Source organism: Arthrobacter sp. Dra40 (assembly GCF_059091905.1).
This window is the reverse complement of the sequence record NZ_JBNHHB010000004.1, coordinates 1-16,793: the sequence shown is the minus strand read 5'-3', so window position 1 is coordinate 16,793 and position 16,793 is coordinate 1. Positions and strand designations below refer to the sequence as shown.

Sequence of the window (16,793 nt, the reverse complement as noted above, 5' to 3'; positions counted from 1 at the left end):
CGGCGCGCCGGTCCCGATTAGCGGCGGATTTACGACGGCGGTGCCCGCCTGGGCGGGGACGGTGCGCACCGACTCTCATCGCACGGCTCCAGGCACTATTCAGCAGGTGCCCTGATGACGGCCGAAAGGGGCGCCTGCTGGATAGTCGATGGGCGGGGCGGCAGCAGGAGCCGGACCCTGCGCACGGCCGCCGGCCCTTTACTGATCCCCGTGGGGCGGCCACAATAGCGGCATCCGTACCGACAGGATGCGAGCGTGTCGCCTATAGTCCATTTCCCCGTCAACACCCTGGCCCTCAAGCGCGGGGGCCTGGTCAAGGCGGTGCGCACCCGGGCCAACACGCTGGCCGAGAACGGTGCGGTGGAACAGATCTGGATCGAGGTGCTGGGCCTGCAGCTCCGGCTGGCCGGCGACGTGGCCGAGCTCAAGACCGACGGCCATCTGCATCCGGACGTCAAAGTCCGGAGCGTCCTGTATGGACTGGATCCGAGTCCTGAGCCGGACACCCGCGAGCCGGTTCAGCCGCCGCCGGAGGACGACTACGACATTGTTCCGGTCGGCAACTCCGGCTTTGCTTTTGGGTACTTCCGCGATGGCATCCAGGAATACTACGTGCGGTTTCAGCCCGACGGTGCCCTCGCCGCCGTCGAACAATTGGCACCCAACCGCACGCGGATTCGCCGGGAGGATATGGACGAGCGCGGCCGGCTGGCGCTGGTGCAGCATTTCCCGGAAGCGTCCAAGACACCCACCGCGCAGCGGCTGATCGGCCGCAACGGCCGCTGTTTCCTGACCATCACGCAGCACCCCGGCTCGCCCAAATGGGGACGCAGCTACCTGTTCGACGGCGTGGCGCACGACGACGGCGATGCCCTCGCCTTCGCGGATCCGGCCGACCTCTACCGGCATGCCTTCGAGCAACTGCTGGCGGACGAAGCCGCTCCGGTGCTCACGTCCGAATTCCGCGAGAACCTGAACAACCTGCCCGGGCGGACCCTGGACGACGCCGTCCGCAGCGTCCGGCACCCCAACCTGCGGCGCGTCGCCGCCGTGCACAGCAACCATCTGGAGGCGCCCTACGTCGCGGGTTCGGGCGTCAGCCGCAACTGGCGCAGGCTGCTGGAGCATCTGGACCAATGGGACGGGCTCGTCCTGCACACCGACGCCCAGCGCGAGGACATTGCCGCCGAGTTCGGCCACGCCGACCGGCTGCACACCATCGGGCAACTGGCTCCGCCGGAGCAGCCGACTCCCTCGGCCTACGCGGAACAGCAGGACCAGCCCCAACCGGACCAGCCGGCGCCGGACCAGCCGGCGCCGGACCAGCCCGCCGCAGCCACCGATCCGAACCGGCTGGTCATGGTCGCCCGCCTGCACCCGAAGAAGCGCGTGGACGAGGCCATCCAGGTCTTTGCCATGGTCCGGGCCGGCAACCCGCAGGCCAGGCTGGAGCTCTTCGGCTTCGGCTACGGCGACGAGGAAGAAGTGACCATCCGCGCGCTGATCAACGAACTGGGCCTCCGCGCCGCCGTCGGCTTCCCGCCCTTCACCAACAACCCCGCGGATATCTACGCCACCGCCTGCGCCACGCTACTGACGTCGGCTTCCGAGGGCTTCCCGCTGATCCTGCTGGAGAGCATGTCCTTCGGCGTCCCGGTCGCCGCCTATGACGCCAACTACGGCCCGCGGGACGTGATCCGCCACGGCGGGAACGGCTTCCTGGCGCCGTTCGGCGACCGGCAGGCCCTGGCCGACGGCATCCTGGCGCTGATGCGGGACCCGGAGCTGCGATCGCGGATGGCCCAGGCCAGCCGCGAAACCCTGAAGCGGTTTGACGAGGCCGGCTATGTCACCGGCTGGACCAAGGCACTGACCGGTTGACGCGCGTCGTCCGGAGGGACACAGAACTCGTCCGAGAGGACACAGAACGGAAACTATTCGCCTTTTTCCCACAACTACTGCGCCGCCGCCCCTCGCGGTGAGACAATGACCACATTGTGCAAGGGTTCTTTCAGATTCCCTGCACATCCGACCGGTCCTTTACCCAAGGACACCTGTACTTCTGGAGGCGATCTTGCCAGGTTTGAATCTCACCCGTGACGAAGCGCGGGCCCGCGCCGAACTGCTCAACGTCGAGTCGTACGACGTCACGCTGGACCTCACCCGCGGCGCCAAGGTTTTCGGCTCGCGCACCGTGGTCACCTTCACCGCCACCGCGGGCGGGTCCACCTTCATTGATGCCATCACGGACACCGTCCGCTCGGTCACGCTCAACGGCACGGCGCTGGATCCGGCCGAGGTATCCGACGGGGTGCGCATCCAACTGCCGGACCTGGCCGAGCACAACGTGCTGGAGATCGACGCCGACGCGCACTACATGAACACCGGCGAGGGCCTGCACCGCTTCGTTGACCCGGTGGACAACGAGGTCTACCTGTACAGCCAGTTCGAGGTGCCCGACTCGCGCCGCATGTTCGCTGTGTTCGAGCAGCCGGACCTGAAGGCGGCCTTCCGCTTCACCGTCACCGCGCCGTCGCACTGGGACGTCGTCTCCAACTCCCCCACCCCGGCGCCGCAGCCTGTGCGTTCCACGGACGACGGCGCTGCTGCCGCCACCTGGGCGTTCGACCCCACCCCGCGGATCTCCTCCTACATCACCGCACTGATCGCCGGCCCGTACCAGTCGGTGCGCAGCGAGCTGACCAGCTCCGACGGCCGCACCATCCCGCTGGGCGTGTTCGCGCGCAAGTCGCTGATGCAGTACATGGACGCCGAGAACATCTTCACGCTCACCCGGCAGGGCTTCGAGTTCTACGAGAAGCAGTTCGGCACCCCGTACCCGTTCGCCAAGTACGACCAGCTGTTCGTGCCGGAGTTTAACGCCGGCGCCATGGAAAACGCCGGCGCGGTCACCTTCCTGGAAAACTACGTGTTCCGCTCCCGCCCCACCAACGCCATGGTGGAACGCCGGGCCATCACCGTGCTGCATGAGCTGGCGCACATGTGGTTCGGAGACCTGGTCACCATGCGCTGGTGGAACGACCTGTGGCTGAACGAGTCCTTCGCCGAGTTCATGTCCACGCTGGCCGCCGCCGAAGCCACCGAGTACACGAACGCGTGGACCACCTTCGCGTCCATGGAGAAGTCCTGGGCCTACCGGCAGGACCAGCTGCCCTCCACGCACCCGATCACCGCGGAGATCAAGGACCTGGAGGACGTGCAGGTCAACTTCGACGGCATCACCTACGCCAAGGGCGCCTCGGTGCTGCGCCAACTGGTGGCCTGGGTGGGCCAGGAAGAGTTCATGGCCGGCGTGCGCGAATACTTCGACAACCACGCCTGGGCCAACACCGAGCTGGCCGACCTGCTGGGCGAGCTGGAGGTCTCCAGCGGCCGCGACCTGAAGGATTGGTCAGCCAAGTGGCTGGAAACCGCCGGCGTGAACACCCTCCGCCCGGAGATTTTAACCGACGACGGCGGCGCCATCACCTCGTTCGCGATCCTCCAGTCTGCGCCGGAGGGCTACCCGACCATCCGGCCGCACCGCCTCGCCGTCGGCTTCTACAACCTGGACGGCAACGGCAAGCTGGTGCGCACGCACCGCGAGGAACTGGACGTGGACGGCGAGCGCACCGAGGTGCCGCAGCTGGCCGGGCTGGCCCGTCCCGCCCTCATCCTGCTCAACGACGACGACCTGGCCTACGCCAAGATCCGCCTGGATGAGGCCTCGCTGGCCACCTCCAAGAACCACCTGAAGGACTTCACCGCGTCGCTGCCGCGCACGCTGGTGCTGGCCTCGGCCTGGGACGCCACCCGCGACGGCGAGACCCCGGCCCGCGAGTACGTGGAGCTGGTGCTGAACAACATCGCGTACGAGTCCGACTCCTCGGTGGTGCTGGTGCTGCTGCGCCAGCTGGCCACGACTCTGACCTTCTACGTGAACCCGGACGACCGGAAGCGGCGGACCATCGCCGCTGCGGACCGGCTCTGGGAACTGGCCGGCGAAGCAGCCGCGGGGTCCGACTCCCAGCTGCAGTTCGCCAAGGCCTTCGCCGTACACGCGCAGACCGAGGAGCAGCTGGACACCGTCGCCGCACTGCTGGACGGCGGGCGCACGCTGGAGGGGCTGACCGTGGACGCGGACCTGCGCTGGGAACTGCTCACGTCCCTGGTGGCCGGCGGCCGCTTCGGCCAGGCGGAGATCGACGCCGAACTGGAGCGCGACCAGACCGCCACCGGCCAGCGCGCCGCCGCGCTGGCCCAGGCCGCCATCCCCACCGCCGAGGCGAAAGCGGCGGCCTGGGACGCCGTCGTGGTCAAGGGCGACCTGCCCAACGCCACCCAGCAGTCGGTCATCGCCGGCTTCACCCGCGTGCACGACACGGCGCTGTTGGAGCCGTACGTGGCCAAGTACTTCGACGCCATCGAAGACATCTGGACCACCCGCACGCACGAGCTCTCGCAGCAGATTGTGGTGGGGCTCTACCCGTCGCAGCTGACCACCCAGGCCACCGTGGACGCCACGGATGCCTGGCTGGACGCGCTGGCGGATCGCACGCCCGCGCTGCGCCGTCTGGTGCTGGAAAGCCGCGACGGCGTGGTCCGCGCCCTCAAGGCCCAAGCCGCCGACCGGTAACCCTGCCGTTCTGCCGTCCCCGGGAGCGCACGCGGCTTCGACACGTCGCTCGTTCCTCGCTCCGCGAGGCGCCGCTTAGCGCTCCCGCGCCCGGCCCATCTCGGTGGTCGACCAAGGCCGCTTGCGGCCGCGTGGAGACCCGCCCCGTATCACCGCGCTGCCCGCCGGAACACCAGTTCCGGCGGGCAGTGTCGTCTCCACCGGCCGCCGATACGACTGGCGACCCCCGGCGACAGACTTCCCGTTCGCCGGCGGTTCACCACTAGGACACCTGCCGCATCTACGGTTCATTGAGCGCTCCGCGGAGAGGTACTGCACTGGCCGCCGGCGGATCTAGAATGCCTCAACAGTGCGGATGGGAAGGAGCCCGATGTCCAGCCGCCAGTCCCGCCGACGCCGGATCGCCGGTGCGGCACGGGACGTACGGCAGTTGCCCGCCGGTGACTGTTGGAGGCCGAAGCTGGCATGGGCCCGCTGACGGTTGCCGGGCAGCTGGCGGTCATGCTGGCCGTTTTCTACCTGCCCGGGTTCCTGGCGCTCCGCGCACTGCGGCAGCCGGCGATCCGCGCCCTGGTGCTCGCCCCGGCCGCCGGTACCGCACTGGCCGCGGTCGGCACCATGGTCTGCCTGCTCACCGGCGTGCGCTGGAACCTGCTGTCCGCCGCCGTGCTGGCCGTGCCGGGCATTGGACTCTGCTGGCTGACAGGGCGGGCCATCGCTCCGCCCGAAGCCCGCGGCGTAGCCGTGCCGCGCTCGGTGAAGTGGATGATGGCGGCGTCGCTGGCCATCACGGCCCTGGTACTGGGCTGGGTGATGCTCGAGGCCATGGGGTCCATCCATCGCGTTTCGCAGGCGTGGGATCCGACCTACCACGTCAACGTCCTGCAATGGATCAAGGACAACGGCCAGGCCAGCCCGTGGAGCATCTGGCCGATCTTCGGGGGCGCACCGCCGTCGTTCTATCCCGCCGGCTGGCACGCCATGGTGTCCTTGGTGCCGGGCGACGTCGTGACGGCGGGAAATTTGTCCTGCCTGGTCATCGGCTGCCTGATGTGGCCGGCCTCGCTCGCGCTGCTCGCCCGCGCATTGTGCCCGGCACGGCCGCTGGTCTGGGTCCTGACGCCGCTGATCGCCTCCTCCATGCTGGCGTTTCCCTTCGTCCAGATGTTCCGCGCCGGCCAGTGGCCCAACGGCTTCGCGGCAGCCCTGCTGCCGGCCATCCTCGCGCTCGGCATCGAACTGCAGCACAGGGTCCCGGGCACCACGGACGGTCCTGCGGCCGAGCGCATTGTCAATGCATACGCCGGCCCCGGCGCCCGGAAAAGCTCCCCGTCGCATGCCAGTCGGCGTAGGACGACGGCCGATCTCGCCGCCCTCGCGATGGTCACCTTCGGCGCCGCCTGGATCCATCCCTCGGCCCTTGCCAGCCTGCTGGTACTCGGCGGCGTTTATCTGGCCCGCACCGCCGTCCTCGGGCTGGCCCGCCTATGGCGGAGCCACCGCGGGCGGTTCGTTGCTGCCATCGGCTTCCTCGCGGCGGCAACTGTCGCCGTCGTCGTCCTCCTGACCCAATCCCAGCTGTTGGCGGCCGTGATGTCCTATCCGCGCGGCCGCACGGCGGGCTGGGAGGACGCGCTGGTGTGGTTGTTCTTCGACCTGCCGCGCCAGCCGGACAGCGCCGATGCCGTTCCGGAAAGCTACGCCGTCGCCGTCGGCGTCCTGATGGTGTGCGGCGCGCTGCTGGCCTGCTTCAGCCGGAGGACCTGGCCTGCGGTGGCCGGGATGGCGGCCGCCGTCGTGCTGTTCATCCTGGCCGCGGGGCCGGAAACCCGGCCGTTCCGCTGGCTGACCGGCTTCTGGTACACCGACCCGCCGCGGATCGCGCCGCTGGTGCACATCTTCGGCGTGGTCTTCGCCGCGCTGGCGTTGGACCAGTTGTGCACGCTGCTGGTGCGGCTGATTCGCCCGCTGCGTGCCCGCGCCGGGCGCCAAAAGCTGGCGGCGGCAGGACTGGCTTTCGCCGTACTGGCCGCGGTCTTCGTGACCACCGGCGCCTTCCGGCACGACGTGCGCGTTGACGCGGCCTCCATCCGCTACGGCATCACCGAACACCGGGACGGCCGGGCACTGATGGACGACGAGCAGGACTTCATCCGCTCGCTCGGGCCGCTGCTGCCTGGCGACGCCATCGTCATCGGCGATCCGTTCAACGGCCTCCCCTACATCTACGCCCTTACCGGCCATCAAACCGTCTACTTCCAGAACGTCAGCACCGCGGGCAGCAAGGACAAGGACTACCTGCGCCGGCATTTCCGCAACATCGCATCCGATCCCCGCGTTTGCCCGGCGCTGCAGAGCACCGGCGCCACCTACCTCTACGACGACGAACCGATCCGCGGCTACCAGCACAGCGCCAAGCACCAGTGGCCCGGCTTCGAGAACATCGACTTCTCCCACGGCTTCCGCCTGATTGCCTCCCACGGCAGCGCGGCCCTTTATGAAATCACCGCCTGCCGCTGAGCCGCGGCGGGAACGAGTCATGTGGGTGCGCCTGCGGAGGTGCAGGGTTTAATGGCCCCATGGACCTCTCCCAGCACCACTACTCAATTTCGCTCCAATGGACCGGCAACCGGGGGGACGGCACCGCCAGCTACCGCGGCTACGGGCGCGACCACGTAGTCCGTGCGGCTGGCCTGCCGGATCTGGCCGGAACCGCCGATCCGACCTTCCACGGCGACAAGGACCGCTGGAACCCGGAACAGCTGCTGCTGACCGCGCTGTCCCAGTGCCACATGCTCTCTTACCTGCACGTCGCGGTGAAGAACGGCATCGTCGTCACTGCCTATGACGACGACGCCGAGGGCACCTTGCACCTGAACCGCGACGGAAGCGGCGAATTCACTTCCGTAACGCTCCGGCCGCGCGTTGCCATCGCGGATGTCGGGCAGTCGGAGCTCGCCCAGCGCCTGCATGGGGACGCCAACAAGGTCTGTTTCATTGCGCGCAGCGTGAACTTCCCGGTCCTCCACGAACCCCAGGCTGTCCCCGGCTGAGACAATGGTTGTTGACAGCATCAGTGAACAGAGACTATCGATGACCGAAACACCCCAGAACCCCGCACAGCCCGCCTCCCCCGCCGCGCCGACGCAACCGGCCGAGGGTACGGCCCTTCCGTCCCGCTTTGGCCAACCGCTGGCCACCTTGACGCCGGCACCGGCGGCCGCGAACGCGTTCAAGCAGCCCGAGTACACGGACAACTTCTACGACGCCGTCGGCGGCCACGAGACGTTCGTGAAACTGGTGGACGTGTTCTACGACGGCATCGCCGAGGACGATGTACTGCGGGAGATGTACCCCGAAGAGGACCTGGGACCGGCCAAGATCCGGATGCGGATGTTCCTCGAGCAGTACTGGGGCGGCCCGGGAACCTACAGCGAACAGCGCGGACACCCGCGGCTGCGGATGCGGCACCAGCCCTTCAAGGTGAACTTCGACGCCCGCGACCGCTGGCTGTCGCACATGCGCCGGGCGGTCGATTCCTTGGAGCTGCCGCCGCTCCACGAGCAGACCCTGTGGGACTACTTCGAACGTGCCGCCCACTCGATGGTGAACAGCGCCTAAGCAGCTCTGCTTAGAGCGAGGCGCCGCTGCGCACCAGCACGTGCCCGCGGCCGGTGCTCAACCGCAGCCACCGGCCATTTCGGTACAGCGCGGCCGGGTTCCCGTCCAGGAAGCCCAACGTCAGCGCCGCGAACGCCGCCCCCGAAGGAATCTCGACGTCGGCCGGCAGTCCACCCGGGCTCGGCAACGGCCTGCTCCACACGGTGCCGCGGGCGTTGTTGACCATCAGCTGCCCCGGACTCTCCGGCAGCGCTTCGGAGACCTCCCGGACCCCTTCCCGGGCGGCTTCCTCCAACACGGCGGACTCCAACAGGCCGGCGTGTTCCCAGCCGGATCGCGGCGGCAGCACCCCGGTCCACGATTCAGTGACAGTGGTCGACGGAACGGTTAGGCCGGTTTCCTCAGTCCCCATCCGGGCCAGCCGGTCCCCCACCGCACCCAACGGCACCGTCTCCTCGATGGCGGCCGGCGCGGCCAGCGGCATCACCCGCAGGCCCAGGATCGTCGGCGTCGACTCGCCCAAGATCCGAGGCCGCATCAAGCAGACGTAGGCAGCCAGCACGCTGCCAAAGGCCTGCAGGTGGATCGAGCTTTCGCCGGCGGCGCGGGCCCGGCTGACATACGTCTTCAAGTCCGCCGCAACCTGGACATCGGCCAGCTGCAGAACGGGCGTCCCGGCGGGGGTCACTGTGAGGCCTCCTGTCCGGCGCCGGCAGGCTGGGTGCCGTTGCGGAACGGAACCGGCGGCCCGGCCCATTGCTGCAGGGCGGCGCGGTAGCCGTCGGGCAGCGGCACCGGCCGTCCCGTGGCTGCAGCTGCCAGCACCATGGTCGACGCGCCCAGCGCATGCACGGTTCCGTTCTGGTCCTCGTCAACGACGGCGTAGCACAGGTCGAAGCTGGAGTTGCCAATCCGTGTCACCCATACGCCCACGTGCACGGGGTCGGTCCGGAATTCCAGCGGCACCCGGTACTCGATTTCCTGCCGTCCCACCAGCGTCTGATTTTCGGTGCCGGCCAGCTCACGCAGGGTCGCGCCCGGCCCCACGCCGGCTGTTGCCGGAAGTTCCGGCCGCAGCAGGTGCAGCAGCACCCGGGCCGTTTCCAGATACCCCAGATAGGTCACATTGTTCACGTGGCCATAGGAATCAATGTCGCTGAAGCGTAGCTGGATCGGGAAACGCGGGGCATTCGGCGGAACAGTAGGCATGCTGCCATCTTCTCAAAGCGCGGCAGCCGCGACGAACCAGCGACGTACGGGCCCGCTCCCGGCCGTTGCACCGCGTCGGAGTTGAGTGGTTGACGGGTGCGAACTACTGTCGGAGGTATTCGTACCCGCGGGTAACCGGCAAGGAGAGCACATGACCGCCACTGAGGAACACGCCGATCCGACGGCGGTGTTGCTGGACTTGCTGGACCTCTCCGACGCCGACGGCGCCAACACGGACGAGGAAATCTTCGTCGGCGTCTCGGATAGGCAGCCGCGCGGGCGCGTCTTCGGCGGCCAGGTGCTGGCCCAGTCGGTGATCGCGGCGCACAGGACGGTGGAACCGGACCGGCCCATCCATTCCATGCACGGCTACTTCCTGCGCGCCGGCGATGCCGACCTGCCGATCACCTTTGGCGTCGAACGGCTGCGCGACGGACGGTCCTTCTCCGCCCGCCGCACGCACGCTTACCAAAACGGCGTGCCGATCCTCTCGATGATCGCCTCCTTCCAGACTCCCGCCGAAGGTCTGGAGCATCAGGAGGCCTTCCCGGACGGCATCCCGGACCCGGAAACGCTGCCGAGCACCGCGGACCTGCTCGGCAAGGTGGACCACCCGGTGGCCCAGCACATGGCGTACCACCGGCCGTTTGATGTCCGCCATGTCCACGACGCGCTCTACATCCAGGCCAAGGGCGAACGCCAGGCAGTCAATGCCGTCTGGATGAAGACCAAGGGTCCCCTGCCCGACGACCAAGGCCTGCACCGCGCCGCACTGGCCTTCGGCAGCGACTACACACTGCTGGAACCCATCCTCCGCCAGCACGGCGTCAGCTGGGTGACTCCCGGCATGAGCGTCGCCAGCCTGGATCACGCCATGTGGTGGCACCGACCGGTGCGGGTGGACGACTGGCTGCTCTACGTCCAGTCCTCCCCCAGCGCCTCCGGCGCCCGCGGCCTCGCCGTCGGCAAAATCTTCAACCGCGACGGCGAACTGGTCGCTACAGTGGCCCAAGAAGGCATGATCCGCATTCCCTGATCCTTGTGGCCGATATCCGAGGGCCGGCGCTATCCGGTGGCTCGGAGCGATGCGGGCAGTTTCGCCTCAAGGTAGGGGGCCAATGTGCGCGCGAAAGTATCCGTTACGTGAACGCTGTCCCGGAAGATGAGCGTATTCCCCACGACCAGCGGACAATCGTCCTTGCCGCAAAAGCGACTCGTCAGATCGATGAAGGTGACCTGGGGCAGTATTCCGGCCGCTGCTTCGATCGGGTCCTCGGCCAGCACGTCTTCGCGGGCTCGGTCGCATCGGCTGAGGTCGTCGAGGTTCTCGGCCACGCAGGACAGCACCGGGCGTTCCTTGCCAAGGTTCGGGGCCGCGCGGATGGCAATGACGTCGGTACCGGAATCGAGAAGCTTCTGCCACATGTCGGCATAGCCTGCGGCGCCGGGAAGATGGCCGGTGCCGGAATCTACAAAGTCCGGGTCATTGAAACTCGTGGTGAAGACGGCCGCCGGCCGCAATTCATTTAAAGCGTCCAAGGTGGAGGCGTTGGCTTCTGCACAACGCGTCCCTCCCCGGAGCTCAAGCTGGCGCTTCTCACTGGAAAATGGGCACGAAGCGTGGGAGTAGAGGACAACCCGCCAGCCCTTCTCCCGTCCCAAGCGGTCAAGGGCTCCGGACATCGCACCTGCTTGGGAATCGCCCACCAGCGCCACCGTGACCGAACCATCTGGGTCACCAAAGTGGCAAGGCTTGGTCGTCGGTGATTTCTGTTTGGCCAAACACTCGGGTGGCGGGGCGTCTTTCGCCGCTTCCGCCGGGTTCGGAACGACCACAGGAATATCAGATTCAAAGTACCGGTCCGCTTCGGAAGTCATGGCCGCGGCTCCCAAAACTCCCCCATCCAGAATCTGTTGTTCCAGGGCATCAAACCGCTCGGACTCGCTCCGTGCAGCCGCTGCCAGTGGCTGAGTGGCCGCGGCGACCAGCAACATGGACAGGAGGGCAACCAAGAGCGTTCGGCCGTGGTGCAGCGTGAGCCAGCGGTTCGACCGCAAGGGACGCTCTAGGGCGTAGTAGCTGATAACTGCCAGTAGCGCGGTCAACGCGAAAAGGATGGGAAGCTCGCGCAAGCGTGGCAGGCGCTGAGCCTCCGCGAGAAAAAAGGTGATGACCGGGAAGTGCCACAGGTACAGACTGTAGGAAATGTCGCCGATCCATTGGACTGGTCTCCATTCCACAATGCGCGTGAGAGACAAGGATCCGCGGGTACGCCCAGCGGCAATCACCGCCGCGGTGCCCAAAACAGGATAGAGCGCGTTAACTCCAGGGAACGGGCTCGCGCCGTCAAGGGTAAAGACACCAACCGCTATCAGCGCCCAGCCACACAGCGCCAAAACGCTGCGTGCCGCGGCAAATCGCTCTGTGTAGCGCACGATGACTGCGAGGATGCCACCTACGCCAAGTTCCCAGAGCCTGGTCAGCGTCGAGAAGTACGCTGAAACGTCACCTTGACTGACCTCGGCGACGCTGAAGGCGAATGAGCCGATCGTGATCGCGCTGAACATCGCCAGGGTCAGCGGCAGATACCGACGCAAGACTCCGCGTCTTCGTCGGCTAACCGCGGCCGCTGCGAGGACGACCAGCGGCCACAGCAAGTAGAACTGCTCTTCAACAGCTAGTGACCAAAAGTGCTGAAGCGCGGTAGACGGAGTCTCCGCAGCCAAATAATCTACCGACTCGGCGGCAAGAACCCAGTTTTGCACATAGAAAACCGATGCCAGGGCCTGCGAAGCCAGGCGCTCCCATTCGATATGGGACAGGAGCAGATAGGCGGCCGCCAAGGTCACCAGAACAACGGCCAATGAAGCAGGCAAAATGCGGCGTGCGCGGCCGGCCCAAAAGGAGATGAGATTCAGGCGCCCCGTGCGGCCGACTTCCCGGAGCATGTGACCGGAAATCAGGTATCCCGAGATGACAAAGAAAACGTCAACGCCGATAAACCCCCCTGGTGCCAGGGAAGGTCGAAGGTGATAAACGATCACTACGAGCACTGCGACGGCCCGCAGGGCCTGGACTTCCGTCAGGAACTTCCGGTTCAGCCAACGGCTTGCCGTTGCCGGACGGTCCTGGCTGCGGGACATAGTCGTTGCTACGGAGGTATTCATGGCCGCCCTTTGGTTCAAAGCATTTTCTTGGCTGGCAACGACGTGGAGAAATCAGATCGTCCGAAAGACTCGGCCATGCCCGTACTGGGCATGGCCGAGCGAACGTCAGCGGTCTTCCGGAGGGTCAAAGGCTCGCCAGGAATGGTTTCAAATTGGACGTGAAGGTCTGGTACAAACCATCACGGGCGTCTGTCACGGCTTTCCTGGCTCCGGCTTCGTCTTCCAGTACCGACTCCGTCAACTCCAGCAGTTCGGTGCTGAGGTTCGGCGAGTCCACGCGCACTCCCCATTCGGGATGGTCGATGTCGTCGAGGAAGTACTGCAGCTTGGGGTGCGAGACCAAGCTGAGGATGGGAGTGCCCAGCCCAAAGGGAATCATTCCGGCATGGCCCCGCATGCCGATCACCAACGACGCTTCCCGATAATGTTTGGTCGCGGCTTGGATTCCGTCCCGGTTGAAACTGTCTACACCAATCCTGGTGCCGTACTCGCGATAGAGATCAACCGCGATTTGTTCGTCGGGAATGGTGTGGGCAGCGACGCGGACTTCAGCTCGGTCTCCCAGTGTGCCGATGAACTGGTTCATGGCAGATACGAAATCACCGTAACCCTCCTTGAAGCGGAGGGATGCGCGATCGTATGCCACGTTCAGATAGACGAGGGGCTTCTCATGCGCCGACCTGTCAGGTTTCGGCACGTCCTCAAACCCGCTGTCCGGCAAACACCCGAGGATGGTGGTGGGGCATGGAAGGTAGGTGACCTTTTCCTGCAAAGACTCGGGCAACAACTCCCGGACGCGCTCGATGGAGCCATGGTTGCGCAGTCCCACGAAGTCTGCCCTGTCAACCGCCGCGATAACCGATTCCCGGAAAAGGTCGCCAGCAATCGTCTGGCCGTCAAACAGGTTATATCCAACAGCTATGAGCCCCAGCGGAACCTTCAGACGGTCAAGGCAAGATCTGGGTACGTTCCACTGCCACCCGCTGTTGCCGTTCGGCGACGTGTCCGGAAGGAACAGCCCGCCGCCACCGACCAAGAGACCCTGGGTAGCGTTCACCTGCTCGACGCACTCGTCGTCGAACACCTGGTGTACGTGGTAACCGGACCAGCCGCCCACAGGACGCAGATGCGAGACGCTTTCACGCACGGCGACCGGTAGGAGCTCATCCCCATAGTTGCCGTAATTGTCTACATAAAAGGCGGCATGTGACAGCTCGATGCCGCCCTGCTGCAAAGAACTCAGGGTCCCAGCGTCCGGGGTCGGCCGCAGAGACCGCTCATGCACCAGGCGGGCCTTGTGTTTCAGCGGATCAAGCGAGAGTGACGCACGAGCATGTTCACGCGATTTCTCGCGGTCCCGCAGAATCCAATACGTTTCGGCCAGAAAGAGCTCGGCCTCCGCCGCCCGCGTCGATGGGAGTGCAAGTTGCGCGGCTGCAAGTGCATCGTCGTACCGCGACAACGCGCGGTACGCACGGGCCAGCCGAAGTGCATAGGACGAATCGATGCGGCCATATTCAACGGCGTTCGCTTCGAGGACCTCCAGCGCTGCACGGTAGTTCCCCTGGGCGTAGAGCTCAGCGGACTTTTGCACCACCAGGTTCTCCCCGCCGAGGCCCTTGATGCTCACCAGCGCGCCGGCTTCGCCCGAAGCCGGCGCCTTGGAGAGGTAGTACTGTGCTAGCCGCTGGTCCGCGAGACGCCCTTCTGCTGCCAGTTCCGCGCCGAGTCGGATGAACTCCGAGTCAGACATGGCGTATTGCCGCCACAAGTCCTCCAGTTCTCGATATCCGTGTTCACCGCCAATCCAGGGCTTGTATTTACCCGTGAAGTGGAGGATACGGGTATCCGCGGGAATCTGTGCATGCGGTTTCGTTGCACGCTTCACCCAGTTGTACTTGCGGGGTAGTTCGTTGTAGTCACCGTCCAGCGCAGCGGTCAAGACTCCTTGGTCGTGCCGCTCCACTTCGTAATCTCCGCTGTGGCCGATCTTGTCGAGACGGTCGGAGAACGTTCCATCCGTATAGGTCGCGTCAAAGACCAGCAGGCCGCTGTTAAGCTTGCGCCCGTTGGCGGAGTCGAAGAACTGGGGCACCGCGCTAAAGGCGTGCGGCAGGTCGAACAGTTCCCCTATTTCGCCTAGGACGACCATGTCCGTGTCCAGCGTCATGAGCCGCTCATAGCCACCGATACGGAAAGCATCAAGGATGAAGTAGGCCTTCTTGTAGAGATAGTTCTCCGCATCACCCTTGACGTAGTCGTCGTAATGTTCGGCCTCGACCTGCCTAAATTGCAGGAAAGGATGAATGTTTAGGGCCCTGCTCACGTTGTGGATACTCAGTCCATCGTGGAGGACAACAAAGTCAGCGGCGGTGCCCGGATTGGTCAGCATGAGGCTCTTGAGCAGAGTCATGAAGCCGGGGAAATAGTTGTCATCAACGAAGGACACGTAGGCCCGGTTGTGTTCTCTGGTCAATGTGTTCCTACCTCAACGAAATCTTGATGTCGGTCTTGTCTACGGCCCTCGACAGAACCCAGTCCCGCTCGTTGGCGTAGCTGTGAGCCTCGGCAACGGGAAGATGCATGGCTTCGTGCAATCTGAAGGGGTTTCCGTCATAGAAATCGAACCCGAACAGGTCAATCGCGGTGCTGACGTTGAGGAAGTCAATGATCCGCACGACGTTGAAGCCTGTTGTCGGCACCTTGAACAGTTCCTTTTCCGCTTCGGGAATGATGGTTGCTCTAGGCCAGCGCAGTGACTCAGCTCCAAGATACTTTTGCGCCTGAAGATCAACGTGTTTGATGATCGACTTCCGCCAGGCCGACTGCTTTCCGCTGAAGACGAGGCGTACGTCCACCGGGACGGACCAGTTGAAGTTGTGCATATGGATCGTCGCGTGGATTGACGTCTTGCTGCCCGTCGACCTCGGTTCCAGGGCAAAGGAGTTGAAGCGCACGACAACGTCGTAGGAATCAATTTCTTCGCCGGCATCGTGGTCAAGGAGCCTCGCAGAGTTGGCGACGAGGCACACTCGCTTACCGGCCAGATACTGGCGCAGTCCGGACACGTCAATCGGGGCAAGCTGCGTCGAGGCGTCCGGATCCATGTACGCAGCCACGCGCCGTGGCCTGTCGGAGGTCACCGCTGACCAAAGTCCGGCGACCGGTTCGAGCGAAGCACCCGTCGCAACAACACGGGCAGAAAGGGCGTCGTATACCGACTGGAAATCGTTATTTGCGTCTGCATCTGCACGCGCTGCGGTGAGCGAAGAAGCGAAGTAGGGCAGAGCCTGAGCCATCGAGGCCCCGCCGTCGAGCAGGAGCTCTCCTTCGATCCACGGCGAGAGGACCTCGTTGCCAGCAACGTTCCCCTCGACACCCGCAGCCATCCGGGCTATTTCTGCGTCGACCGCGGTGCTCACCGCCAGGTTCCCGTCGGCCACTTCGTCGTCAGGGAGACTATCCCCGGTGAGGTCTTCGAATTTCCGGGCTGCTTGCTGCGCCCCTGCGTTGTCGCCAGCCGCGGCCCGGGCACGGGCCAAGAGCCGCCAACTCGCTTGCGACTCCGGACGAGACATGGTCAGTAGGTCCGCAATTTCAACGGACCACCCGGTTTCGCCGGCCGCCAACGCCCGCCGGCCCACCAGAAGCAGCGAATCGAACGATTCGCGGCGCCAGCCGAACCATGGCTGCCAGCCGAACGCGATCATGGCTCCGGTGGCCGCATCGCGACGAATCTCCGTGGCGTCCCGCAGATGCGCAAGGACGGCCCGGGTTAATTGGATCCTTGCCCAATCAGAACTGGCCGAAGCGTCCAATGCGCGCCGCGTTGAGTCTGTCACGAGCGATGCGTATCGACGATTGATCCGCGAATAGTGGATGGGCTGTGCGGTAACACGCGTGACAGCACGCTTGGTGATCCGGCGCACCCGGTTTTTGACGTTGTTCAATTTGTTCCTCCTGCTGAAACGACCTTGCAAGCCCGTCGTCATTCGGTATCGATGACGATGATGCCGAGGTGCTTAGCCGTCCACCCGGCGCAGCCGGGACAGCGGTGCCAGCTCGCCCGGGAACACTTGCTTGACGCCGTCGCCCATGGCATCTTCCAGGATCCGGATGTCGCGGATCAGCGCCTCGAAGCCCTTCGGCTCCAGCGAGG

The 16,793-nt window shown here is 65.5% G+C and carries 11 protein-coding genes and 1 pseudogene; 6 read left to right on the top strand and 6 right to left on the bottom strand.

The genetic code is table 11. The features are described from left to right. The first annotated feature begins 255 nt into the window (after positions 1 to 255). The 5 genes from AC5RWT_RS03280 (at position 256) to AC5RWT_RS03260 (ending at position 8,257) form a co-directional block, all read left to right on the top strand. Positions 256 to 1,881 carry a glycosyltransferase gene (locus AC5RWT_RS03280; protein WP_494079124.1) on the top strand — a complete coding sequence of 542 codons (1,626 nt, stop codon included), beginning with the start codon at positions 256 to 258 and terminating at the stop codon, positions 1,879 to 1,881. A gap of 202 nt (positions 1,882 to 2,083) precedes the next feature. Then, positions 2,084 to 4,636, top strand: coding sequence for an aminopeptidase N (gene pepN / locus AC5RWT_RS03275; RefSeq protein ID WP_494079216.1), 2,553 nt, complete (start codon positions 2,084 to 2,086; stop codon positions 4,634 to 4,636). A 465-nt stretch (positions 4,637 to 5,101) separates the two neighbouring features. Beyond that, positions 5,102 to 7,156, top strand: coding sequence for a DUF6541 family protein (locus AC5RWT_RS03270; RefSeq protein ID WP_494079123.1), 2,055 nt, complete (start codon positions 5,102 to 5,104; stop codon positions 7,154 to 7,156). 59 nt (positions 7,157 to 7,215) lie between these two features. Further along, positions 7,216 to 7,689 (top strand): OsmC family protein, encoded by a 474-nt coding sequence (locus AC5RWT_RS03265; protein ID WP_494079122.1) that lies wholly within the window; start codon positions 7,216 to 7,218, stop codon positions 7,687 to 7,689. Positions 7,690 to 7,828: 139 nt separating this feature from the next. Continuing rightward, complete coding sequence (locus tag AC5RWT_RS03260) at positions 7,829 to 8,257, top strand: globin (RefSeq protein WP_494079215.1); 429 nt, start codon at positions 7,829 to 7,831, stop codon at positions 8,255 to 8,257. Between the two features lie 10 nt (positions 8,258 to 8,267). On the opposite strand, the gene AC5RWT_RS03255 is transcribed toward AC5RWT_RS03260, so the two are convergent. Then, positions 8,268 to 8,945: a DUF8185 domain-containing protein gene (locus AC5RWT_RS03255; RefSeq protein ID WP_494079121.1), complete on the bottom strand. Its 678-nt coding sequence runs from the start codon at positions 8,943 to 8,945 to the stop codon at positions 8,268 to 8,270. Then, positions 8,942 to 9,466, bottom strand: coding sequence for an acyl-CoA thioesterase (locus AC5RWT_RS03250; RefSeq protein WP_494079120.1), 525 nt, complete (start codon positions 9,464 to 9,466; stop codon positions 8,942 to 8,944). The genes AC5RWT_RS03255 and AC5RWT_RS03250 overlap by 4 nt, the downstream gene beginning before the upstream one ends. Positions 9,467 to 9,617: 151 nt before the next feature. On the opposite strand from AC5RWT_RS03250, the gene AC5RWT_RS03245 reads away from it, so the two are divergent. Continuing rightward, positions 9,618 to 10,502: an acyl-CoA thioesterase gene (locus AC5RWT_RS03245; protein WP_494079119.1), complete on the top strand. Its 885-nt coding sequence runs from the start codon at positions 9,618 to 9,620 to the stop codon at positions 10,500 to 10,502. 29 nt (positions 10,503 to 10,531) lie between these two features. Here the strand turns inward: AC5RWT_RS03245 and AC5RWT_RS03240 are convergent, their stop codons facing one another. The 4 genes and pseudogenes from AC5RWT_RS03240 to AC5RWT_RS03225 all read right to left on the bottom strand — a co-directional run. Continuing rightward, positions 10,532 to 12,610, bottom strand: coding sequence for an acyltransferase family protein (locus tag AC5RWT_RS03240; RefSeq protein ID WP_494079118.1), 2,079 nt, complete (start codon positions 12,608 to 12,610; stop codon positions 10,532 to 10,534). A gap of 148 nt (positions 12,611 to 12,758) precedes the next feature. Further along, entirely contained in the window at positions 12,759 to 15,110 is a 2,352-nt protein-coding gene (locus AC5RWT_RS03235; protein WP_494079117.1) for a glycosyltransferase, read from the bottom strand. Positions 15,111 to 15,117: 7 nt separating this feature from the next. After that, positions 15,118 to 16,626, bottom strand: coding sequence for a glycosyltransferase family 29 protein (locus tag AC5RWT_RS03230; protein ID WP_494079116.1), 1,509 nt, complete (start codon positions 16,624 to 16,626; stop codon positions 15,118 to 15,120). A 30-nt stretch (positions 16,627 to 16,656) separates the two neighbouring features. Then, positions 16,657 to 16,793, bottom strand: a pseudogene (locus AC5RWT_RS03225) (N-acetylneuraminate synthase family protein); the annotation flags it as partial.